21 protein-coding genes are annotated in these 24,213 nt (G+C 54.6%); 4 read left to right on the top strand and 17 right to left on the bottom strand.

Going from position 1 to position 24,213, the window contains the following annotated elements; genetic code table 11:
* Nucleotides 1-3 precede the first annotated feature (3 nt).
* Nucleotides 4-627: a LysE family translocator gene (locus P9J57_RS09065; protein ID WP_072136862.1), complete on the bottom strand. Its 624-nt coding sequence runs from the start codon at nt 625-627 to the stop codon at nt 4-6.
* A gap of 146 nt (nt 628-773) precedes the next feature.
* On the opposite strand from P9J57_RS09065, the gene P9J57_RS09060 reads away from it, so the two are divergent.
* Complete coding sequence (locus P9J57_RS09060; protein ID WP_105079440.1) at nt 774-1,868, top strand: glycerol dehydrogenase; 1,095 nt, start codon at nt 774-776, stop codon at nt 1,866-1,868.
* 3 nt (nt 1,869-1,871) lie between these two features.
* Here the strand turns inward: P9J57_RS09060 and P9J57_RS09055 are convergent, their stop codons facing one another.
* A complete protein-coding gene (locus P9J57_RS09055; protein ID WP_089517299.1) occupies nt 1,872-2,717 on the bottom strand; it encodes a hypothetical protein in 846 nt (281 codons plus the stop codon).
* 242 nt (nt 2,718-2,959) lie between these two features.
* Nucleotides 2,960-3,712, bottom strand: coding sequence for a copper homeostasis protein CutC (cutC, locus tag P9J57_RS09050; protein ID WP_013026092.1), 753 nt, complete (start codon nt 3,710-3,712; stop codon nt 2,960-2,962).
* A gap of 86 nt (nt 3,713-3,798) precedes the next feature.
* On the opposite strand from cutC, the gene P9J57_RS09045 reads away from it, so the two are divergent.
* Entirely contained in the window at nt 3,799-4,941 is a 1,143-nt protein-coding gene (locus tag P9J57_RS09045; protein WP_013026093.1) for a MalY/PatB family protein, read from the top strand.
* Here P9J57_RS09045 and P9J57_RS09040 read toward each other — a convergent pair.
* Nucleotides 4,938-5,498, bottom strand: coding sequence for a VOC family protein (locus P9J57_RS09040; protein WP_013026094.1), 561 nt, complete (start codon nt 5,496-5,498; stop codon nt 4,938-4,940). The two genes, P9J57_RS09045 and P9J57_RS09040, sit on opposite strands and share 4 nt — an antisense overlap.
* Before the next feature lie 629 nt (nt 5,499-6,127).
* On the opposite strand from P9J57_RS09040, the gene argS reads away from it, so the two are divergent.
* A complete protein-coding gene (gene argS, locus P9J57_RS09035; RefSeq protein WP_014605664.1) occupies nt 6,128-7,858 on the top strand; it encodes an arginine--tRNA ligase in 1,731 nt (576 codons plus the stop codon).
* A gap of 304 nt (nt 7,859-8,162) precedes the next feature.
* On the top strand, nt 8,163-8,858 hold the full coding sequence (gene aqpZ / locus P9J57_RS09030; RefSeq protein ID WP_015700158.1) for an aquaporin Z: 696 nt from the start codon (nt 8,163-8,165) through the stop codon (nt 8,856-8,858).
* A 95-nt stretch (nt 8,859-8,953) separates the two neighbouring features.
* Here the strand turns inward: aqpZ and flhE are convergent, their stop codons facing one another.
* From flhE to motA, 13 genes are all read right to left on the bottom strand, one after another.
* Nucleotides 8,954-9,346, bottom strand: a complete 393-nt coding sequence (flhE, locus tag P9J57_RS09025) for a flagellar protein FlhE (protein WP_015700157.1) — start codon at nt 9,344-9,346, stop codon at nt 8,954-8,956.
* On the bottom strand, nt 9,343-11,436 hold the full coding sequence (gene flhA / locus P9J57_RS09020; RefSeq protein WP_014593902.1) for a flagellar biosynthesis protein FlhA: 2,094 nt from the start codon (nt 11,434-11,436) through the stop codon (nt 9,343-9,345). The genes flhE and flhA overlap by 4 nt, the downstream gene beginning before the upstream one ends.
* Nucleotides 11,429-12,580 (bottom strand): flagellar biosynthesis protein FlhB, encoded by a 1,152-nt coding sequence (flhB, locus tag P9J57_RS09015; RefSeq protein ID WP_014605661.1) that lies wholly within the window; start codon nt 12,578-12,580, stop codon nt 11,429-11,431. Before flhB ends, flhA begins: the two co-directional genes overlap by 8 nt.
* Before the next feature lie 202 nt (nt 12,581-12,782).
* Nucleotides 12,783-13,424 carry a protein phosphatase CheZ gene (gene cheZ, locus P9J57_RS09010; RefSeq protein WP_014593904.1) on the bottom strand — a complete coding sequence of 214 codons (642 nt, stop codon included), beginning with the start codon at nt 13,422-13,424 and terminating at the stop codon, nt 12,783-12,785.
* Between the two features lie 9 nt (nt 13,425-13,433).
* Nucleotides 13,434-13,823 (bottom strand): chemotaxis response regulator CheY, encoded by a 390-nt coding sequence (gene cheY, locus P9J57_RS09005; RefSeq protein ID WP_013026101.1) that lies wholly within the window; start codon nt 13,821-13,823, stop codon nt 13,434-13,436.
* Between the two features lie 40 nt (nt 13,824-13,863).
* Nucleotides 13,864-14,913: a protein-glutamate methylesterase/protein-glutamine glutaminase gene (locus tag P9J57_RS09000; RefSeq protein WP_014605660.1), complete on the bottom strand. Its 1,050-nt coding sequence runs from the start codon at nt 14,911-14,913 to the stop codon at nt 13,864-13,866.
* The gene (gene cheR / locus P9J57_RS08995; RefSeq protein WP_013026103.1) at nt 14,913-15,785 is read right to left on the bottom strand and encodes a protein-glutamate O-methyltransferase CheR; all 873 of its coding nucleotides are present in this window, start codon (nt 15,783-15,785) and stop codon (nt 14,913-14,915) included. The genes P9J57_RS09000 and cheR overlap by 1 nt, the downstream gene beginning before the upstream one ends.
* 82 nt (nt 15,786-15,867) lie before the next feature.
* On the bottom strand, nt 15,868-17,544 hold the full coding sequence (locus P9J57_RS08990) for a methyl-accepting chemotaxis protein (protein ID WP_041457997.1): 1,677 nt from the start codon (nt 17,542-17,544) through the stop codon (nt 15,868-15,870).
* Between the two features lie 111 nt (nt 17,545-17,655).
* Nucleotides 17,656-19,218: a methyl-accepting chemotaxis protein gene (locus P9J57_RS08985; protein WP_014605658.1), complete on the bottom strand. Its 1,563-nt coding sequence runs from the start codon at nt 19,216-19,218 to the stop codon at nt 17,656-17,658.
* Nucleotides 19,219-19,486: 268 nt separating this feature from the next.
* Nucleotides 19,487-19,984 carry a chemotaxis protein CheW gene (gene cheW / locus P9J57_RS08980; RefSeq protein WP_013026106.1) on the bottom strand — a complete coding sequence of 166 codons (498 nt, stop codon included), beginning with the start codon at nt 19,982-19,984 and terminating at the stop codon, nt 19,487-19,489.
* Between the two features lie 23 nt (nt 19,985-20,007).
* Nucleotides 20,008-22,002 (bottom strand): chemotaxis protein CheA, encoded by a 1,995-nt coding sequence (gene cheA / locus P9J57_RS08975; protein WP_014593908.1) that lies wholly within the window; start codon nt 22,000-22,002, stop codon nt 20,008-20,010.
* Between the two features lie 11 nt (nt 22,003-22,013).
* Nucleotides 22,014-23,288, bottom strand: coding sequence for a flagellar motor protein MotB (motB, locus tag P9J57_RS08970; protein ID WP_013026108.1), 1,275 nt, complete (start codon nt 23,286-23,288; stop codon nt 22,014-22,016).
* Entirely contained in the window at nt 23,285-24,172 is an 888-nt protein-coding gene (gene motA / locus P9J57_RS08965) for a flagellar motor stator protein MotA (RefSeq protein WP_006120238.1), read from the bottom strand. The genes motB and motA overlap by 4 nt, the downstream gene beginning before the upstream one ends.
* Between the last annotated feature and the right edge of the window lie 41 nt (nt 24,173-24,213).

Here is a 24,213-nt window from a genome sequence, read left to right as displayed (position 1 = left end):
CCCTCAGCGGCGAGACAGCGCCAGTTTCGCCGCAAAACCAATAAAGACGCAGCCCGTTAAACGGTCCATGATTTTGACTATTCGTGGCCGTTTTAACTGCTCAGCAAAATAGTGGCTGCTGCCGATCAGCACCGTGCTCCATGCCAACCCCACCAGCATGTGCGTCAATGCCATCAGGCTGCACCAGATCGGGACAGAGGCGCCCTGCGGAATGAACTGGGGCAAAAAAGTCACATAGAAGACGCCCACCTTGGGATTCAGCAGATTCCCCAATAATCCACGCGTGAAGCAGGCAAGATGACGTTGCTGAGCCGCGGCCTCGGCATCCATTGACACGCTTTGGGCGCGCGGATGCCACAGCAGCTTAATGCCCAGATAGAGGAGGTAAGCGGCGCCAGCCCACTTCAGCAGGTTATAAGCCATCTCAGACGCCAGCAGCAGCGCGCCTAATCCCAGCCCTACCGCAATGCCCCAGAGCAAACAGCCGGTTGCCACGCCCAGCGCCGTGGCACTGGCACGCTGCCAGCCCTGTGCGGCGGCCGATCGCAGGATCAACGCCGTATCAAAGCCCGGCGTCAGGGTCAAAATAATAATAGCCAGCAGGAAAGAGAGCAACGAAGCCGTCATAAGCGTATCCCCGGTAAACATCCGCTCAGAATAACAAGCGGTTTTTTGTCTGTACAGCCAGCAAAACCCCATTAACTGCTACCCTTTTAAGGGCTTTATCAACGGGTCGGTCACGGCCATGATTTATGCAATCAGGAGCAACGTTTATGAAATTTATTTTCTCGTCACCGCGCAAATATGTGCAAGGTGCAGGCGTACTCGATGAACTGGGGAGCTACGTCACCGAACTGGGTACTCAGGCTTTTGTGGTCGCGGACGATGTCGTCTGGGGACTGATTGGTGAACGGGCTCAGGCCACGCTCACAAAGGTGGGCGTGAACGTGGTGCGCCAGCAGTTCAACGGCGAGGCGTCCAGTAATGAAATCACCCGGTTGAGCCAGCAGGCGCAACAGCAGAACTGCAACGTGGTCATCGGGCTGGGCGGCGGTAAAACGCTGGATACCGTTAAGGCAGTGGCTGATGAGATCCAACAACCGGTTGTGATCGTTCCCACGATTGCCTCTACCGATGCGCCCTGTAGCGCACTCTCCGTTATCTATTCTGACAGCGGCGTGTTTGAGAGCTACCGCTTCTACAATAAGAACCCCGATCTGGTGCTGGTGGATACCGCCGTCTGTGCCGCTGCGCCTGCCCGCCTGTTTGCCTCGGGCATTGCGGATGGCCTCGCAACCTGGGTGGAAGCCCAGGCGGTAGCCCGCAGCCATGCCAAATCGATGGTCAATGGCGATCCGACCATTGCCGGGCTGGCCATCGCCCGTGCCTGTGAGGAAACCCTGCTGACCTGGGGTTACAGCGCCTATGTTGCCGTTTCGGAAAAACGCGTGACACCGGCGGTGGAAGCGGTGGTGGAAGCGAATACCTTGCTGTCGGGCCTGGGATTCGAAAATGCCGGCCTGGCAGCCGCGCACGCCATTCATAATGGTTTTACCGCTATTGAAGGCGATATCCATCATCTCACCCACGGCGAGAAAGTGGCCTACGGTACCTTAACCCAGATGGTGCTGGAGCAGCGTCCGGACGAGGAGATCGCACGCTACATCCGTTTCTATCGCTCTATTAAGATGCCCACCACCCTGAAAGAGATGCATCTGGAGGGCGAAAGCTGGGAAAATCTGGTGAAAATAGGCGCACTGGCAAACAGTGAAGGCGATACGCTGAAAAACCTTAACCCCAACCTGGCACCGGAGCAAATTGCCCATGCGCTGCTGGGGCTGGATGCGTTCAGTCAAACGGTAAAATAACGGCTATTCCGTCACCTCAGCGGGTTTATCCCAGTACTGGTATTTATAGACTGCGCTGAGGTGGCGTTGAATCGTCCCTTTCTCGAACACTTCCGTTTCATTCAGATAACTCAGCGTGCAGTTGCCCTTCTCATCCCAGAACTGGCATTCATCCACGGTGCGCAATGTGCTGACGTCTGTCGTTGCGGTGCCATTCAGGCGCCGTTCCCGCCACTGGTTATCATAGGTGTAGGTATCTTTGCGGCGGGCAGAGGTCGAACGGGTGACCAGGCCTTGTGGATTCCACTCATAACGGTATTCCCCGTTGCTGACGGGATCGGTACCTCGCGCAATACTTTTTAGTAAGTGGAAACGTTTATCATAACGGTAAGTCGTATCCGTAAACCCGTCTTTACCCATGCTGATAAATTTATCCGATGCGCTGATGATGTTGCCGTTTTTGCCCTTCTGCCACTGAATAGTGCCCTGACGGTTATCGACCACCACTTCACTGCCCTGCTTGATGACTTTAACCAGATAGGCATATTCCGCAACCCAGCCGTCCTGAACCCGAACCAGGTGCTGTTCCATGCTCAGAATGACGTTGCGCTCATTTTTGTCATAGCTGATGTCCGCCACCAGCAGATCGCCACAGCGATCAAACTGCCCCAGTACCCGTTTCTGTGAGTTGACGTCTTTACCAAACTCGCCGGCGATCACCTGACGCACCTGACCTTTGGCACTGCCGCCCAGCAGGATCCAGTTATTGCTGTTGGTCACCGCTTTACTGTATGGCTGACATGAGGCTGCGGCCCAGGCGGAGGGAAAGGAGAATAACGTAATCACAGCGGACAGCAGAACGCATCGCATGGTGTGCACCTCGGACGTCAATGTCGTAAACGGTTTACCCTAAATAGCAGGAACCGACGGATGATGGAAAGCGGAATTCTTCTCTCAGCGCCAGCAGCGACTGAATTCAGCCTCGCGGGCACGACGATAAAGGGCGCTGAAGGAATTTTGGGCAAAAAATACCCCAGCAAATTTACTGGGGTTTGGTACTTGCAAACATCACGTCATCAATCGGCGTGCTGCGCGGCAAAACTGGTCATGAGTCAGGCCACCCGGGCGGTATTCATTTGCATCACACTTTTCATTGCCTCAACGACATCGCCATCGACGCAGTTGCGGCTGAACTCATCAATTTCGGCTTCGGAACACATGGAAACACCCACTTTACGGTAGCGCATCGGGGATGCCACAAGGTGGCTGGCCGAGCTGTGTACCTCGCGAATATCCGCATCCAGAAACTTTTGCAGGTTGCTGAGGCGAACGCCAGCACCGGCCATAATGATTGGACCTGCGCTGTATTCATTAAGTTCCCTCAATAATGCAATTCCGTTTTCCGCGCTTTGTTGCTGGCCAGATGTCAGGATGCGCCTGACGCCAAAATCCGTAAGCACATCAAGCGAACGCTTGGGCCGATGGCACAGATCGAAGGCGCGGTGAAAAGTCACCGCCATCCCGTCGCACAAGGCCATGATTTGTCGCATCTGACTGGCATGGATATTGGCATCTTCATCCAGCATGCCCAGAACGATGCCGGGAAAACCCAACTCACGGATACGCGCCACGTCTGACTTCATCGTTTCAAATTCACGGCTGGAATAGCAAAAGTCGCCACCGCGAGGGCGAACAATAGGATGCACCGGAACTGAAATGTCACGACGGGCGACCTCCAGCATGCCTGCAGAAGGCGTCAGCCCGCCTTCACGCGGCGCGGCGCAAAGCTCTATGCGATCGGCTCCCGCCTGCTGGGCGGTTAATGCACAATCCACCCCATAGCAACAAATTTCCAGTGTCGTCATTGTCTTCTCCTTTACATGGCTTCCTGTTCACGCCAAATTCGTCAGGTACGCTTATCCCTTAGAACAGTTTACGTGGAAAACTAACTATGACATTCAATTTTGACCAACGGATAGACCGCCGTCACAGTGATAGTCTTAAATGGCACAAATATGCGGGTCAGGATATTCTGCCACTATGGGTCGCCGATACGGATTTCCGATCGCCTGAGCGTATCATTGAAGCCATTAAAGCCCGCGTTGACCACGGCGTTTTCGGCTATGGCGATAAGCCCCAGGGGTTGATTGCGGCCCTTATCGCCCGCTGTGCATCACGTTATCACTGGCAGGTCGATCCCGAATGGGTTGTTGTCTTGCCCGGCGTTGTCTGCGGCTTAAATCTGTCGGTCCGCGCCTTTACTCAGCCACCGCAAGGTACCGTGGCGCCCTTACCGATTTATCCCCCTTTTCGCTCTGCCGCTAAACTGGCGGAACGCGACCAGCTGAGTCTGCCATTAATATTACAGGACGGGCGCTGGGTCATGGACCTGAGCGCGGCCGAAGGGAAAATGCAGGACAAAAAGCTGTTGATGCTGTGTAATCCCCAGAATCCTGGCGGTACGGTTTATCGCCGGGAAGAGCTGGAGGCCCAGCTGGCGTTTGCCCAGCAGCACGACCTGATTGTCTGTTCTGACGAAATCCATTGCGACCTGCTTTTAACACAGGGCCTGCAACACATCCCGTTCGCCTCCCTGAGCGACGATGCCGCCCGGCGCAGCGTCACGCTGCTTTCGCCCTCGAAAACCTTTAACATCGCAGGCCTGGGCGCATCCGTCGCCATCATCCCTGACCCGGCACTGCGTGAACGTTTCAACGCCGTCCGCCAGGGCATCGTTCCCTCGGTTGATATTCTGGCACTGGTGGCCGCAGAGGTTGCCTGGCGCGACAATGATGACTGGCTTGATGCACAGCTGGACTATCTGCGCGGTAATCGTGACTGGCTGGTTGAACAGGTCAATGCGCTCCCCGGACTCTCGATGGTGTCACCAGAAGGCAGCTATCTCGGCTGGATTGATGCCAGCGCATTGCCGGTTGCCAGCCCGGCACTCTATTTTGAAAAGTACGGGCTGGGTTTCTCACCGGGTCGCGATTTTGGCGATGATCGTTTCGTGCGTATCAACTTCGGTTGTCCACGCGCGCTGCTGGAAGAAGCGGCAAAGCGGCTTAAACGCGCGGTTGACGCCCTGGGTTAAGACTGCTCACTGGCCACGATCTCTTCCAGGCTCCACGGGTGAAACTTTATCGTGGTTTCCCCGTCGGTTACTGCGAGGGTAGGATTAGGCAAACGTTCATTTTCCCCTTTTGGCGAGCTGGTCTTGAACGAAATACCGGGTTGGGACAGTGCATGGTCGGACAGCAACGCCATTGCCCGCATCCCAAGCGTTTCTGGCTCACCCCTTAATACCACTTCCACATGCTCCCAGCCTTCATGGCGATAGCGTTTCTCGCCGGGCCAGGGTAACTCCACCACGTCGATATGCCAGCCGGCAATCTGGAGCGGCTGATGCAGTTTGAACAGGCAGACAGGACGACCATTGATCATCGCTGCCGAAAATTGCTGGCCCATTTTCGCCAGACCCTGCTGCCAACGTTCGGCGGTGGTGTTCTGGTGACAGCGAACCGCGACATGATCGACATCGAGTCCGGCATTATCTAATCCGAGTCGCTGTGAAAAACTTTGTAACCGTTGTTCGAAAGCGGCCAAATCTTCGCGTAAATCGTCCAGTTCTGATGGAAAGGTGGTGCTCACGGTTGCCTCTGCCCCTCTAAAATTTACAGACTTAAATATCGTAACTCATTGTTAGCATTAAATCCTAAACGACATAATGGTGAGATTCATCTTATTTACGTGATTCTTTTCCATTAAAGCAGATAAATTACGCTTTCAATTCAGACTTATCTTCTTTTTAGATCCACCCTTAAGTTGACAAAAACCACCTAACTATCTGTTTAAATTGACATTAATTAATGCCATAAGACAATTCCCATTTACCGCCAACATGATTGCAGCCGCGTCACCTTTCTTATAAATTTGCATCAATACCATTATAAGGAAAGTTTTTATGACTATGCTCATCGTAGTGGCAACATTGATCGCACTGATGGGATTTGCCCTTGCGCGCCACTGGAAGGTGCGAGAAGACAAAAGCGTTAAAAATGCGCGCCGCGCGCGCCGCCGCTAATCCTTTGGGAAACATCCTTAGCTCTGTTTCTCCGCGTTTATCCAGTTACTGACTCAAGCTGACAATTCACGTATACTTTTCCCCTCATTTTTTTCCGTTCTGCCTGGTGATGACTCTGGTTATCGCCTCCGGCAGAATGAGGATGAAGCGCGCTGCGCTGTCAGCGTGCTTTTCTTAGCATATGTAAGGTAACCCGGTGAATATTCAGGCGCTTCTTTCCGCAAAAGTCAGTCAGGCTATGGTGCTGGCTGGTGCTCCCTCCGATTGCGAACCTCAGGTTCGCCAGTCGGCCAAAGTTCAGTTTGGTGATTATCAGGCAAACGGCATCATGGCCGTGGCTAAAAAACTGGGCCAGGCGCCGCGACAATTAGCTGAAACTGTTATTCAACATCTGGATCTTACCGGTATTGCCAGCAAGGTTGAGATTGCCGGACCCGGGTTTATTAATATCTTTCTCGATCGTGGCTGGCTGGCAGAACATGCCAGGAATGCCCTTCAGCATCCGCGACTCGGCGTCGCCCGCGTTGAACCTCAGACTATCGTCGTGGATTACTCTGCCCCGAACGTCGCGAAAGAAATGCACGTCGGCCACGTCCGCTCCACCATTATTGGTGATGCCGCTGTCCGCACTCTGGCGTTTCTGGGCCATAACGTCATCCGTGCCAACCACGTTGGCGACTGGGGAACGCAGTTCGGTATGCTGATAGCTTTCCTTGAGAAACAGCAGAACGAAAACCATGCCGAAATGGCGCTGGCTGACTTAGAAGGGTTTTACCGTGAAGCCAAGCGCACCTACGATGAAGATCCGGAATTTGCAGAGCGCGCACGTCGCTACGTGGTGAAGTTACAAGGCGGCGATGACTACTGCCGCCAGATGTGGAAAAAGCTGGTTGATATCACCATGAGCCAGAACCAGCATATCTATGACCGCCTTAACGTCACGCTGACCCGCAAAGATGTCATGGGCGAGAGCCTTTACAACGACATGCTGCCGGGTATTGTTGCCGACCTGAAAGCGAAAGGGTTAGCCGTTGAGAGCGAAGGTGCGACCGTGGTCTTTCTGGATGAATACCAGAATAAAGAAGGTGAGCCTATGGGCGTCATCATTCAGAAGAAAGACGGCGGCTATCTTTACACCACTACCGATATTGCCTGCGCCAAATACCGCTACGAAACGCTGCATGCCGATCGGGTGATTTACTACATCGACTCGCGCCAGCATCAGCATTTACAGCAGGCGTGGACCATCGTGCGTAAAGCCGGTTATGTGCCTGAATCTGTGCCGCTTGAGCACCATGCATTTGGCATGATGCTGGGTAAAGACGGTCGTCCGTTTAAGACCCGCAGCGGCGGCACCATCAAACTTTCGGATCTACTGGATGAAGCTTACGATCGTGCTTACTCGCTGGTCAGCGAAAAAAACCCGGAGATGAGCGAAGAAGAGCGGCGTGCACTTGCGGAAGTCGTCGGCGTCAGCGCTGTAAAATATGCCGATCTGTCAAAGAGCCGCACCACGGATTATATCTTTGACTGGGACAACATGCTGGCGTTTGAAGGTAACACCGCGCCTTATATGCAGTACGCTTACACGCGTGTCCTGTCGGTATTCCGTAAGGCCGGTATTGAAGCCGACGCGATTCAGGCCGACATCACCCTGACGGACGATCGTGAAGCCCTGCTGGCTACACGCCTACTGCAGTTTGAAGAAGTCATTACTCAGGTTGCCCGTGACGGCACGCCGCATGTGATGTGTGCGTACCTCTATGACGTGGCTGGCCTGTTCTCCGGCTTCTACGAGCATTGCCCGATTCTGGCGGCCGAAGATGAAGCGACCCGTCAGAGCCGGTTACAGATTGCTGCCCTGACCGCCAAAACCCTGAAACTGGGGCTGGACACGCTGGGTATCAAAACCGTCGATCGCATGTAACCTCTTCAGGCGCTGAGTGCCCACCGTGGCCCGGCGCCTGCCTTCCCTGCCTTCCCCGCCGCCGCGTCATGATTTCCGCGACCGCTGTTTTCGCCGCCCGCTCTGCCCACGATATGAATCGGCCCGCTATCGCCTGAAAACCAGACATCATGATGCATAGCAACGGACAAACTGGCCCATGCCGCCATAATGTCCTGTTTATCTGCGTAAGATCATGGGGTTATTCCTTTCTGATGCGCGCGCTCTACTATAAGCCCGCATTTCATCAGGTCTTGACCTGTTAACGAGAAAGGAAACTAAATTGATGATTAAAAAAGCGTTTGCCGAATTCATAGGCACATTCTGGTTAGTATTGGCAGGTTGTGGAAGCGCCCTGCTGGCGGCAACCTTTCCGCAAACCGGGATTGGCTTTGCCGGAGTGGCTCTGGCTTTCGGCCTTGCCGTACTGACGATGGCTTTTGCTGTTGGTCATCTTTCGGGCGGCCATTTTAATCCTGCCGTCACGCTGGGTTTATGGGCGGGCGGCCGTATCGGATATCAGGCCATTTTGCCCTATATCATTATGCAGGTCGCGGGCGGTATCGCGGCGGCGGCCGTGCTGTATGTGATTGCAAGTGGTCAGTCTGATTTTGATGCCACCACCAGCGGGTTCGCGGCTAACGGCTTTGGCGAACACTCTCCCGGGGGCTACAGCCTTTGTGCAGCAGTGGTCACTGAACTAGTACTCAGCGCCTTTTTCCTGATCATTATTCAGGGGGCGACCGATAAACGCGCGCCCGCGGGTTTCGCGCCCATCGCCATTGGCCTGGCCTTAACGCTTATTCATTTAATTAGCATCCCCGTGACCAATACGTCGGTAAACCCGGCGCGCAGTACGGCGATGGCGCTGTTCCAGGGAACCTGGGCCTTGCAGCAGCTGTGGGTGTTTTGGCTGGTGCCGATGGTGGGCGGTGTGGCTGGCGGATTGATCTCTCGTTTTCTGCTGCTAAGCACAGACTGATTTAATGCGAAAATGACTTCATTATGCAGACCGGCAGCGATCGTGCACGCCTGCACGATCGCTGCCGGTCTGTCTTAACAATGAAATAATCAGGCTTACTGGTAATTAACCGTCACGTCTGTGCTGACCACTTTCAGCCCGGGCGGTAAGCTGCCGCTTCCAGCGAAACCAAACACCATATGCAATGTTTCATCCGCGGTCACGCCGGTCAGACCCCGCGTCGCGCCGTTGGCACCGTCCAGTTCGGTACAGCGCTGCGCCGCACAAAGCCGGACCTGCAGGCCCGATGGCGCAGGCCGGGTGAGCTGATAGCGCCAGTTCACCACGGTCATTGCCCCTTTTACGTCGCCCGGCGGCGTTAAGGGCTGTGAGGATTGCCAGCTACCGCGATTGGCCATCAGCGGGCCCGCCGCGCTGGCGCTCCAGGCGCCGTCAGCGGCCAGGGCAGACAGCGGCAGGAGCAGTGCAAACAGCATCATCGATCTCATTGTTTGCCTCCGATGGTGGCGGTCATGCGAATCTGACGATTGTCACTTAATTCCATGTTGGACAGCACAACCAGCTGCGGCATGTTGCGACGCAGGAAGCGCGCCAGTAACGCACGTAATGGATGGTTTACCAGTAAGACCGGCGGCGCGCCCATCATCTCCTGACGCTGTAAGGCTTCCTGCGTCTGGGCCAGCAGACGATCGGCAAGCCCCGGCTCCAGCCCACCACCGCCCTGCAGAGCCTGCAGTAACAGGCGTTCCAGCGTAGCATCCAGGCCAATAACCTGAACTTCACCGTTGCCCGGGAACCATTGTTGGGTGATTGCACGACCCAACGCGACACGCACCACGCTGGTCAACTCCTGCGGATCGCTTTGAACCGGCGCGTGCTCTGCCAGCGTTTCAATGATGGTGCGCATGTCGCGAATAGAGACGCGCTCCACCAGCAGGTTTTGCAGCACTTTATGCAGGGTTGTCAGGGTAATGACGCCCGGCACCAGATCTTCAGTCAGTTTAGGCATTTCAGACGAGACGCGATCCAGCAGCTGTTGCGCCTCCTGACGACCAAACAGCTCGCTGGCATACTGACCAATCAGATGATTAAGATGGGTTGCCACCACCGTACTGGCTTCGACCACGGTAAAGCCCTGGATCTGGGCCTGCTCTTTCAGCGCGCCATCAATCCACACGGCCGCCAGGCCAAACGCCGGATCGACGGTGGCTTCACCCGGCAAGGTGCCCGCTGCGGTGCCGGGGTTAATCGCCATCCAGCGCCCCGGATACGCGTCACCACTGCCAATTTCTACGCCCTTCATCAAAATGCGATAGCGGGCCGGCGGTAATTCCATATTGTCACGGATATGCACCACCGGTGGCAGGAAGCCGACGTCCTGCGCCACCTTCTTACGGATACTGCGGATACGCCCCAGCAGTTCACCGTTTTGATTATGATCGACCATCGGAATCAGGCGATAGCCCACTTCCATTCCCAGGGTATCTTCCAGCTGTACATCGGTCCAGGACGCCTCGGCCGATGCGGGTGTTTCCATAGATTTGGTGAGGCTGCTGGGTGATTCGACACTCTTTTTCGGCTGCATTTCGCGGCCGCGTAACCACCATGCCAGCCCCAGTAAGGCCGCCGTAAACAGCAGGAAAACGAAGTTCGGCATGCCCGGCACCAGGCCCAGCAAACCGATTACGCCGCCGCTCAGCATCAGTACGCGAGGATCTTTAAACAGCTGGCCAACCATCTGCTCGCCGACGTCCTGATCGGTTGCCACGCGCGTCACAATAACACCCGCCGCAGTCGAGATAACCAGCGCCGGGATCTGAGCAACCAGACCATCACCGATAGTCAGCAACGTATAGGTTTCTGCCGCATGTCCTGCATCCATGCCGTGCTGCACGATACCGACCAACAGCCCGCCAATCACGTTGATTACCATGATCAAAATGCCGGCGATGGCATCACCACGTACGAACTTACTGGCACCGTCCATTGAACCGTAGAAGTCGGCTTCCTGGGTGACTTCAGCACGGCGGCGTTTCGCTTCATCTTCACCGATCAGACCGGCATTCAGGTCGGCGTCGATGGCCATCTGCTTACCGGGCATCCCGTCAAGAACAAAGCGCGCGCCCACTTCAGCGATACGGCCGGCACCTTTGGTGATAACCATAAAGTTGATAATCACCAGGATGATAAACACCACAATACCGATGGCAAAGTTGCCCCCGACCAGGAAGTGGCCAAAGGCTTCCACCACCCGTCCGGCGGCGGCGGCCCCGGTGTGGCCGTCCAGTAAAATGATACGGGTTGAGGCAACGTTAAGCGCCAGGCGCAGCAAGGTCGAAAACAGCAGGATGGTTGGAAACGCCGCAAACTCCAGCGTGCGCTGGGTAAACATCGCCACCAGCAGCACCATGATCGACAAGGCGATGTTGAAGGTGAACAACAGATCAAGGATGAATGGCGGTAACGGCAGAACCATCATCGATAAAATCATGATGATCAGTACCGGGCCAGCAAGCACCTGCCACTGCATATCTTTGAAGTTGCCCGGTAGGCGTAATTTAGCGGCCAGATTAGCCATCGTTTGTGTTCTCTCCTGCAAAGTCCATCTCTGCCGGGACCGGCAGGTCTTTAGGTTTTACCGGGATCAGGCCGCCTTCGCGCTTCCAGCGACGTAGCTGCCAGACCCAGGCCAGCACTTCCGCGACGGCGCCATAGAGCGCACCCGGAATGTGTTGTCCAATTTCAGTATGTCGGTACAGCGCACGCGCCAGTGGCGGCGCTTCCAGAACCGGAATACGGTGTTCCGCGCCCAGTTCACGAATGCGTAAGGCAATATCCCCTGCGCCCTTGGCGATGACCTTCGGCGCGCTCATCTTTTTCTCGTTATATTGCAAGGCAACCGAGTAGTGCGTTGGGTTGGTGACGATAACATCGGCTTTGGGAACATCGGCCATCATGCGACGTCGGGCGGCTGCGCGCATCTGCTGGCGGATGCGCCCTTTCACGTGCGGATCACCCTCTTGCTGTTTGTGTTCATCACGAATTTCCTGACGCGACATGCGCAGCTTTTTAAAATGGCTGTACAGTTGCCAGAAAACGTCATACCCCACCATGGGGATCAACCCGAGCATGACCAGCGAGCAGCAGATGGCAATCATATCCATGCCGTGAATCAGTGCCGTTGTCGGTGATTCGGCAATCAGACGCAGCATATCGGGCCAGTGGCTCCAGACGTACCAGCCTGCAACACACCCGACCAGAATAGTCTTCAGGATGCCTTTAAACAGTTCGGTCCAGGCCTGAGCGGCAAACATGCGCTTTAAACCAGACAGCGGGTTCAGTTTGCCAAAATCGACCTTAATGGATTTTCCACTGATCACCACGCCGCCCAGCAGCATTGGCGAGGCAATCGCGACCAGAACCAGCCCGCCCAGCAGCGGGAGCAGCGCCGCAATGGCCTGCATAATCAGATTGCCCACATGCGCAATGATGATTTTGTCATCGGTCACCATGGCATGGTCAAATCGTAATCCGGTTGACACCATCGCGGCCAGCCGGTGGGCCATCATGGCACCGCCGACCCATAAAATCATGATGCCGGCTAACAGCATCAGTAATGAGGTCAATTCGCGCGAACGCGGAATCTGGCCTTCTTCACGTGCTTTCTCAAGTCGGTGGGCCGTGGGCGATTCTGTTTTTTCTTCGTCGCTATTTTCTGACACCACAAACCTCGGTTGGCAGGAATTCTGAGCATAGAATGCCAAATTTGGGTTTGGTTAAAGCGTGGATAAAACGTGAAAAATGCGCGCTCTTTCACGGATGGCAAAAGAGAAAAGAGAAGTGGCCTGTCAGAAACAGGCCATCTTAGAAGGGGCGGTAATCGCCAACCGTTAACGGATCGGCGATGACCAGACAGACTCGCGGTTAGAAACCCAGGCTGTCCAGCAGGTCATCAACCTGGTCCTGATTCGCCACGACGCCTGGCGCAGCGGCATTGACCTGAGGTCCGTTAAGCAGCGTGGTGCCAACCTGACGTTTCTCGGCGCTCACTTCTGGCATGTTTTCCAGCAGCACCATCAACAGCTGGCGCTCGATCTCCTGGATCACATCCATCATGCGCTTGATGACCTGACCGGTAAGGTCCTGGAAATCCTGCGCCATCATGATGTCGAGCAACTGCTTGTTAGTAAAAGAGGTGTGCGTAGGCACTTCCCCTAAATACTCACGCGTATCCGTCACCAGCTCGCGCGCGTCGGCAAGTTCAATTGGATTTTCAAACCACGCATCCCAGCGTCCTTTCAGCGCAATCGCGCCCGCTTCCATTTTGTCCTGGTGCGGTTGCGCTGCTTCGACGCTGTTCAGCGCCCTGTCGGCCGCCTGAGCGGTCTTTTGCACTACATAGTCCAGACGGTCGCGGGCGTCAGGAATGGCTTCAGCAGCTTCTGCAATGGCCTGATCCAGCCCCAGCTCACGCAGACTGTCACGCAGCATGCGGGTCAGTGAACCGATGCGGGAAATGATATCGTGTGCCGCGGCTTGCTCAGCTGATTTCGGAAGGTCGCTCATCACATCTCCTTACATACCCAGTTTTTCAAAAATTTTGCCCAGCTTTTCTTCAAGCGTGGCTGCAGTAAACGGCTTGACTACATAGCCGCTTGCACCCGCCTGAGCGGCAGCAATAATGTTTTCTTTCTTCGCTTCTGCCGTCACCATTAAAACTGGCAGGCTCGCCATGGCAGCATCGGCACGAATAGTCTGCAGCAGTTGCAGGCCATCCATATTTGGCATGTTCCAGTCAGAGATAACGAAATCGAAACCACCTGCTTTCAGCTTGCCTAGCGCATCAACGCCGTCTTCCGCTTCTTCTACGTTATTGAAACCAAGCTCTTTCAGCAGGTTACGTACAATACGACGCATCGTATTGAAGTCGTCCACTACTAAAAAGCGCATGTTTTTATCAGCCATATCTACTCCTGTGTTATCTCGCCCGGCAGGACGGGCCTGGTTATATACGCAATGCCTGTCCGGCGCTAATTTTCGCCAGCATGTGCTGGCTGATGTTGCTTAAATCTACTACTTCGCTCACGCCACCGCTGGCTATCGCCTCGCGTGGCATGCCAAAAACGACACAACTTGCTTCATTTTGCGCGATGGTCCAGGCGCCGGCACGATGCATTTCCAGCATGCCTGCTGCCCCATCGTTACCCATACCGGTCAGGATGACGCCGACGGCATTACGCCCGGCGTTAATCGCAACCGATTTAAACAAGACATCCACTGAAGGTTTATGCCGGTTAACCGGGGGGCCTTCATTCAGCTTCACCACGTAGTTCGCCCCGCTGCGCCCCAGTTCCATGTGCATTGCGCCAGGCGCGATGTAGGCATGGCCGGGAAGAATACGCTCGCCATCTTCCGCTTCTTTCACCGTGATCTGGCACAGCTTGTTCAGCCGCTCGGCAAAAGATCGGGTAAAGCCCGGTGGCATATGTTGCGTAATCAGCAGTGCCGGACTGGTGGCCGGTAACGGCTGTAAAACGTGGCGAATCGCCTCTGTGCCGCCGGTTGATGAACCAATGGCAATCAACTTTTCACTACTCAGCAACGGGCCGGCTTTCAGCGTGACCGGCGCGGGCATAACGTTACGAACATGCAGGCGCGCCCGGGCCGCCGCGCGAATTTTGTCGCCAATCATCTGGCTGTAGGCCAGCATGCCTTCACGAATGCCTAACTGCGGCTTCGTCACGAAATCGATCGCACCTAACTCCAGCGCGCGCAGCGTGATTTCTGAGCCCTGTCCCGTCAGGGATGACACCATGACCACGGGCATGGGCCGTAAACGCATCAGTTTTTCAAGAAAGTCCAGGCCGTCCATGCGCGGCATTTCAACATCCAGCGTTAACACCTGCGGATTAAACTGTTTAATCAGATCGCGTGCCACTAACGGATCCGGGGCCGTAGCCACCATTTCCATATCAGGATGACTGTTGATGATTTCGGTCATCAGTTGCCGCATCAGCGCAGAGTCATCTACGCACATCACGGTAATTTTGCTCATCATCTTTCCTTCGTCAGTCCATACACGGTTTGCCCACGCAGCCAAAACTCTTTACTAATCTGGCTGAAGTTCTCTGAGTGTCCGGCAAAGAGAATGCCGCCGGGCTTAAGCAGAGGAACAAAACGACGTAGAATTTTTTCTTGTGTTTCTTTATCGAAATAGATCATTACGTTGCGGCAGAAGATCGCATCGAACGGTCCCGGTAAGGCCCAGTCATTTGCCAGCAGGTTAAGCTGGGTATAGTTCACCATGTTCGCCAGTTCGGAACGGACACGAACCATGCCAGCATGTGGACCTGTACCGCGTAAAAAGAAACGCTGTAACTGCGCGGGCGACAGCGTACGCAGCTCTTCCTGGCGGTAAACGCCCGCCACGGCTTTCTCCAAAACCTGGGTATCGATATCGCTGGCATGTACCTGGAATTTACCCGGTCCCATGCCTAAGGTTTCAGCCAACGTAATCGCGATAGAGTAAGGTTCTTCGCCGGTGGACGCTGCCGTACTCCAGACGCTAAAATTTCCCTGACGTTTACGTGCATGCTCCGCAAGGATTGGAAAATGATGCGCCTCGCGGAAAAACGCTGTCAGGTTAGTGGTTAACGCATTAATAAACGCCTGCCACTCAGCACTGTTTGGATCATTTTCCAGCAGGGCCAGATAGCGACCAAAATCATCGATATTCAGCGTGCGCAGACGACGAACCAGACGGTTGTAAACCATCTCGCGCTTGTGATCGGCCAGCACGATACCCGCACGCTGATAGATGAGCTGGCTGATACGGCGAAAATGGGTATCGGACAGGGGCAGACGCTGCACCATTTGTGACAGCAGCGTCGTCGCTTCCGGTTGATCTAATAACGTCGATTTCTTCATCTTTGCACCTGGCCTGAACTAAACCTGTTGAACATCTGCTGCTACGCCCAACCGCGTCTCAGCGGCTGGGCCATCCAGGCAATTAAAAGGTTTCCCAGTTCTCATCACCGCGCGGTGATGGCTGGCGAATGCCTTCTGACGGACTTTCTAAACGTAAATTTTTTGCCGCCGTAGTCTTGTTAACGGCCTGCGTGACAATTTCTTTACCAATATTGAAGGCAGAAACCGCTTGTTTTAAGTTACTGGCCTGATCTTCCAGCGCCGCAGCGGCAGCAGCAGACTCTTCCACCAGCGAGGCGTTCTGTTGTGTTACGCGATCCATCTCCGTCACTGCCTGACCGACCTGGTCGATACCACGGCTCTGTTCGTCGGATGCAGAGGCAATTTCACCCATGATGTCGGTCACGCGCGTCACCGCACTGACGATCTCATTCATGGTATCGCCCGCGCTCTCAACCAGCACTGAGCCGGTGTTAACGCGACCAACGGAGTCTTCAATCAGGCCTTTAATCTCTTTTGCCGCCTGTGCGCTGCGCTGGGCCAGGTTACGAACCTCACCGGCTACCACGGCAAAGCCTCGTCCCTGTTCGCCAGCTCGCGCGGCTTCAACCGCTGCGTTCAACGCCAGGATGTTGGTCTGGAAAGCGATACCATCAATGACGCTGATAATGTCCGCAATTTTCCGTGAGCTGCCGGCAATTTCTTTCATGGTCGTGACCACGCCATCAACGACTTTGCCACCCTGCTGCGCGGTTTCAGAGGCATTAAGCGCCAGCTTTGAAGCCTGACGGGCATTTTCCGCATTTTGTTTTACGGTCGCGGTAAGTTCTTCCATGCTGGCCGCCGTTTGCTCCAGCGATGCCGCCTGCTGTTCGGTTCGGGAAGAAAGATCGTTATTACCGACGGCGATTTCGCTGGCCCCGGTATAAATTGCATCTGCGCCGTCTCGCACGGTGCTGACGGTGCGCACCAGAGAACGTTGCATGTCCTGCAGCGAGGTCAGCAGATCGCCAATTTCATTACGTACGCTAATGTTGATGGGCTGCGTGAGATCGCCGCCTGCGATGTGCTGAATATGTTCAATGCTCTCTTTGAGCGGTCGAATAAGCAGGCTGCGCATCAGGTTCCAGACCAGCACAATCACCAACAGCGTGACCAACAGCGTCCCTACAACCAGCATAATCATGCGTTGATAGGCGGCATTGTTGGCATCCACGCCCTGCTGACTGAGTTGAAGGTTGTAGTTTAGCCAGGCATCGTAGTCTTTCTGGAATTTGTCCTGATAGCTCTGCGTCGGCTGGTCTACAAACCCTTTAAAGTTACCGTTGCCAAGAAATACGATCAGTTCCGCGAGTCCGTCATGGAATTGCTTATAGTTTGCCTGCAGCGTCAGTACGTTTTCTGCAGTTTTGCCTTTCTCAGAAAGATTGGCATTGAACATGGCATAGCCTTCTTCCGCACGCTTTAATTCACTATCTGCCAGCGCCACCAGCTCTTTAACGGTGGCACCTGAGCCGGCCATTTGCCCATCCTGCAAATAACGGATCCCGGCGCGGTTTAAGGTATTTCGCGCCTGTACCAGTGCGACCCAAGAGGTGCCCATGGCGCGTTGAAGCGTACTCAGACGTTGGTTATAGGCAAAATTTTCTTTATCTTCTGTCACCGTCTTATAGAACACGCCACCCGAAAAAATTTGCAGTAGCGCGAACAGTGCCAATACACAGAGAAGACCGGAGACAACACGTACTCGACTAAACATAGAAACCTCATTCATTAGCAATTCGATTCTGTTTATCGGCCCGGACGTGCGGAACTTTACGGCCAGCGTGAAGACAGGTTCACGCTGGCCGTAAAAAGAGGTTGGGAAAACTTAAACGCGCGAGATTTTAAAGACGGATACGGCCTGGGACAGGGCGCTGGCCTGTTGCTCCAGCGCGGCGGCCGCGGCGGCTGACTCTTCGACCAGCGAGGCGTTCTGCTGTGTCACACGATCCATTTCTGTTACGGCCTGGCCCACCTGATCGATGCCGCGACTTTGCTCGTCAGATGCAGAAGCGATTTCGCCCATGATATCGGTCACGCGTGTTACCGCGCCCACGATGTTATTCATAGTGCTGCCCGCGCTTTCAACCTGAAGCGAGCCGCTGTTAACGCGTGCCACTGAATCTTCGATTAACCCTTTGATCTCTTTTGCTGCCTGAGCACTGCGCTGTGCCAGACTGCGGACTTCACCCGCCACCACGGCAAAGCCACGGCCCTGCTCACCGGCACGCGCCGCTTCTACGGCAGCGTTAAGCGCCAGAATATTGGTCTGGAAAGCAATGCCGTCGATAACGCTGATAATGTCTGCGATTTTCTTCGAACTGCCGGCAATTTCCTGCATGGTGGTCACCACGCCATCCACCACTTTACCGCCCTGCAGCGCGGTTTCGGATGCGGTTTGTGCCAGTTGAGAAGCCTGACGTGCGTTATCTGCGTTCTGTTTTACCGTCGCCGTTAACTGCTCCATGCTGGCTGCCGTTTGTTCAAGCGAAGCTGCCTGCTCTTCCGTACGCGCAGACAGATCGTTATTCCCGGCCGCGATTTCACTGGCGCCGGTGAAAATGGCATCACACCCGCTGCGAACCTCACCCACGGTCGATACCAACGAATGCTGCATCTCATGGATGCCGGCGGCCAGTTGGCTCATCTCATTGCGGCCTTCCACCAGAATGGGTTGCGTCAGGTCGCCAGAAGCAATGGTGCGAATATCCACCAGCAGACGTTGAAGCGGTTGAATCAAGAGCTGACGCAGTCCAAACCAGCAGCCCAGAATAACCACAATCACCAGCACGCCCACCATGCCGAGCATCCACATCATCTGCGTGAAGGCCTGTTGATTCTGCTCTGCGCCGTGTGCGGACAGTTCGCTTTGCTTCAGGCGCCATGCGGAATAGGTGGCCTGCATCGCCTGCTGCTTCTGTTCAATATTTTGTTTAAACATGCCTTCCAGATCTTTCGCTTTCAGGCTGGCGATCATGCCGCGCAGACCGGTCAGATAGGCCTTAAAATCGTTTTGCAGTCGATCGCGCATTTCCGTATCTGCGCCCGGTGTTTCCGGAATCGCGTTAAATTCTGCCAGGTACTGCTCACCTTTATTCGCCTCGTTAACGGCTTTCTCTGTCAGGCTGTCCAGCTGGCCGCCGTTCATTTGAGACGCCAGGCTGGTTTGCAGGCGCAACATTGCGCGGTTGAGGGTGGTACGAGACTGGTTCAGCGCCATATAGGCATCGGTCATCGCCGCAACGTTCCGGGTGGAAATTTGTGACAGTGCAAAGGCCTCTTTATCATTATTCAGCGCTGACCAGAACAGGCTGCCTGACAGCAGCTGCATGGCACCGAAAAGCATCAGTACCGCGATAAGACTGGTCACGACTTTTATTCGTTTTAACATCTTTTTCCCCGAGCATAAAAAGTAAAGTGCAGGGGCTGTATCGGCGGGAAAGAGAGAGGGTTTAGTCAACTTCAGTGAAAAAGCGGCAATTAGGGCTTTTGTAATTATTGATATCAGCTGAGGGTGTTTTTTAGTGGCCCAGGTCACAGACAACAGGGGAAAAATGAGAGGTGGAAGCGATGCGTGGGTTAAGCGGATCACACTAATTCAGGCTGTACACAAGACACAGAACCTCACGGGCCAGCCTGGACTGACCCGTGAAGAAGGATTATGCCGTACGCAGGTTATCGACCAGCGCCATCTCTTCGCTGCTCAGCAGCTTCTCGATGTCAACCAGAATCAACATGCGGTCGCCGAGCGCACCCAGACCGGTGAGGTACTCGGTGGACATTGTCACGGCAAACTCAGGTGAAGGACGGATCTGTTCCTGCGTCAACGACAGCACGTCAGACACGCCATCAACCACGATACCGACGACGCGGTTTTCCAGATTAAGAACGATTACGACCGTATTCTCATTGTACTCAACGTCTGCCTGTGCAAATTTCACACGCAAATCGATGATAGGCACAATCACGCCACGCAGGTTCGTTACGCCGCGAATAAAATCCGGCGTGTTGGCAATGCGGGTTACCTGATCGTAACCACGAATTTCCTGAACCTTAAGAATATCGATGCCGTATTCTTCATCACCCAGCGTGAACACCAGGAACTCCTGGCCCACGGTTTCGCCAGCAATTTTTGTCACGGTTGCCATTCCACTCATGTTATTTACCCTTTCGTTATCAATCAGGCGGCAGCGCCGGCCACACGTTTTTCACGGTTAAGTGACTGCAACGCCGAAACGTCAACAATCAGCGCCACGCTGCCATCGCCGAGGATGGTGGCGGCTGAAATCCCTGGTACTTTGCGATAGTTGCTTTCCAGGTTTTTAACAACAACCTGATGCTGACCAATTAACTGGTCTACCAACAGGGCGTAGCGTTTGCCCGCGCTTTGCAAAATGACCACGATGCCCTGTGTCGCTTCTGTTTTGGCATCTTTCACATCAAAGACGTTCCACAGTTCAACCAGCGGCAGATATTCGCCACGGACTTCCAGAACACATTCGCCACCCGCTAGCGGTTTCAACTCTTCTGCGCGAGGCTGCAATGATTCCATCACCGCATTCAGCGGCAGAATAAAGACTTCATCCGCGACGCGTACAGACATGCCATCAAGGATGGCCAGCGTCAGCGGCAGCAGGATACGGATTGTGGTGCCTTTGCCCTGTTTAGAGGCAATTTCGACATGACCACCCATTTCCTGGATATTCCGTTTCACAACGTCCATGCCCACGCCGCGGCCAGACACATCCGTGACCTGTTCTGCGGTGGAGAAGCCTGGCGCGAAAATCAACATGCCGACTTCTTCGTCGCTCATGTTTTCATGAACCGGTAGACCGGATGACAGTGCTTTAGCAAGAATACGCTCACGGTTCAGGCCCGCACCGTCATCGGAGACTTCGATACAGATGTTGCCGCCCTGATGTTCTGCGGACAGCGTCAGGTTGCCCGTCGCGACTTTTCCTGCGGCAATACGCTTATCAGGCGATTCAATGCCGTGGTCCAGGCTGTTACGCACCAGGTGCGTTAACGGATCGATAATGCGTTCAATCAGGCTCTTATCCAGTTCGGTCGAGCTGCCGAGTAAGGTCAGTTCGACTTCTTTGCCCAGTTTACTGGCCAGATCGCGAACCAGACGCGGGAAGCGGCTGAATACGTATTCCATCGGCATCATACGAATCGACATCACCGACTCTTGCAGGTCACGCGCATTACGCTCCAGCTGGCCCATGCTGTTCAGCAACTCGCCGTGCGCCACCGGATCCAGTTCGCCAGAGCGCTGTGCCAGCATTGACTGCGTGATTACCAGCTCACCCACCAGGTTAATCAGCTGATCGACCTTCTCAACGGCAACACGGATGCTGCTGGATTCGCTGGTCTTCGCCGGTGCGGCAACGCGCTTGCTTTCGCGTTTGGCTGCGGCAACGGGCAATTCGGTAACGGTCGCGGTCTGTACTTCGGCCACCTCAGGCTCAGCGGCGCGCGCTGTCTCGGCTGGGGCTGCGTCGCCCTCCTCTGGGAAGCGAATCTGGGATTCATCAATCACAAAACAGAGCACGGCGACGATATCGTCTTTGCCAACGCCCGTAATGTGGCACTCAAGCGAGTTGCTGCCTTTCTTGACATCGCTGATTGTGCCGAGGTTACCCAGCTCTTCCAGCATCAAATCAATGTCTTTTTCTTTCAGATCGACCAGTTGCAGATGAACGCCATCGGCGCCTGCTTGCGCGGACTCTGCCTGACTGACCGGTGCATCAAGGGCAACCACCACCGGCGCTTCAACCGGCAGACCTTTAGCCTCTAACGCCAGCTGGCGTAATGCTTCACAGATATACTTGAAGCTTTCCGCGTTAGGCTCTTGCGCGGTTTTATAAGCATCGAGCTGTTCCTGCATAATATCTTTAGTTTCCAAAAACAGATTGATGATGTCGGTGCTGAGCTGCATTTCGCCGCGACGAGCACCATCCAGAATGTTTTCCAGGATATGGGTTGTTTCCTGTAAAACCGTAAAACCAAAGGTTCCTGCCCCGCCTTTAATGGAGTGGGCGGCGCGGAAGATGGCGTTAAGCTGTTCAGAGTCAGGTTCCTGGGGATCGAGTCCCAACAGGTGTTGCTCCATATCCGCTAACAGCTCATCGGCTTCATCAAAAAACGTCTGGTAAAAATCGCTGATGTCCATGCTCACGGGAATCACCTCTGCTGTGAGGGGGCTGCTGTAGTGACCGCACCAGCCGACGAAGCTGACGGCGCGGAGGTTGTTTTAACCGCACCAGCCGATGACGCTGGCGGTGCAGAGGTTACTGTTATCACCGTACCCGTCGATAAGGCTGACGGCGCGGGAGATACGGTTGTTACCGCACCAGTCGAAGACGCTGGTTGTGCGGACGTTGCTGTTTTCACCGCACCCGCTGAAGACGCGGGCTGCGTGGAAGTGCCTGTTTTCACTGTGCCGTTCGCCGGGGCGGACGGCGAAGACGCTGTCGTTTTCATCGCACCGCCTGCCGAGGCGGACGGTGCTGAGGTTGCGGTTTTCACTGCACCCGCTTTATCTGCTGCTGTACCGATGGAGGCTGAAGGTTCGGTAACTTTCTCAAACGCAGCCGGATCGCTAACCTGCACGGCATCACTTTCAGCATTCTCTTTCTCAATGGCGGCTTCGGTATCGTGGTTCAACACCAGCAAACTAATACGGCGGTTCACGGCATCATCCCCCCCGCGGTTTTTCAGTTTCATCGTGTCAGCCATGCCGACAATACGAAGAATCTTTCCACCATCCAGCCCGCCAATCACCAGTTCCCGACGTGACGCATTGGCGCGGTCAGCAGAGAGCTCCCAGTTGCTGTAGCCTTTATCACCACCGGCGTACTGAATATCATCCGTATGCCCCGCGATACTGATTCGGTTTGGAATGTCGTTCAGAACCGGGGCAATCGCGCGCAAAATGTCGCGCATATAAGGTTCAACTTCTGCGCTGCCGGTTTTAAACATTGGGCGATTCTGACTGTCGATAATCTGAATACGCAGCCCCTCTTCCACCATGTTGATGATCAAATGCGGACGCAGTGCTTTCAGGCGCGGGTCGGCTTCAATCAGCTGGTCGAGCTTTTCACGTAACCGGTTGAGGCGAATCTCATCCAGCTTGCGTTTCTGCGCATCCATATCCACAACCTTCTTAACTTCACCCTCTTTCTTCGTTGGGTCGTCACCGCCACCCGGGATAGGGCTGCTGCTGTCGCTGCTGCGTTGTCCACCCGTCAGCGCCACTTTTAAGGGCGTCTGAAAATATTCCGCTATCTGAATCAACTGCTGTGGGCTGGCGATCGACAGCAGCCACATCACCATAAAAAATGCCATCATCGCCGTCATGAAGTCGGCATAAGCGATTTTCCATGAACCATGCCCTCCTTCATGTTTCTTATGTTTGCGCTTTCTAATCAGCACAATTGGGCGATTGCCATGTTTCATGAGGTCTGATCCGAAGTCTGTTTAGCCGGGTTCTTCGCGTTGCGTACGTGCTCTTCCAGTTCACTGAACGAAGGACGCTCGGCGGAGTAAAGCGTTTTACGGCCAAACTCGACGGCGATTTGTGGCGCATAGCCGTTCAGGCTTGAAAGCAGCGTCACTTTTACGCACTGCATCATCTTGGTTGTTTCTGCACATTTCTGACGTAACACTGACGCCAGCGGCGAAATAAAACCGTATGCCAGTAAAATCCCGAGGAAGGTTCCCACCATTGCATGGGCAACCAGCGCACCTAACTCTGCGGCTGGGCGGTCGGCTGACGCCAGGGCATGCACTACGCCCATCACCGCGGCGACGATACCGAAAGCCGGCAGGCCATCGCCCACTGCTGCGATACTTTGCGCAGGAACTTCACACTCGTGTTCGTAGGTTTCAATCTCTTCATCCATCAATGCTTCGATTTCGAAGGCATTCATGTTGCCACTGACCATAAGGCGTAAATAGTCAGTGATGAAATCTACTAACTGTTTATCGGCTAAGATGCGGGGATAATTAGCAAAAATTTCGCTCTGAGCGGGATCTTCAATATCGCGCTCCAGTGACAACATGCCTTGCTGGCGTGATTTCGCCATCAGGCGATACAGCAGCGCCATCAAATCCATATAGACCGCTTTGTTGTATTTCGAGCCACGAAACAGGAGCGGCAGGGCCTTCAGGGTCTTCTTGATCGATTTACCGTTGTTGCCCACCAGAAACGCACCGACGCCCGCCCCGGCGATCATCAGCAGTTCTGCAGGCTGGTAAAGCGCGCCAAGATGGCCGCCCACTAAAGCGTATCCGCCCAACACGGAACCTAATACAACGATGTAACCTAAAATTATCAGCACAAAAAATCCTTACGTCCGTAACGTGTTGGTCGACGTTAAGC

This window comes from Pantoea sp. nfd-35, assembly GCF_056892255.1.
This window is presented reverse-complemented; position numbering and strand designations above follow the sequence as displayed.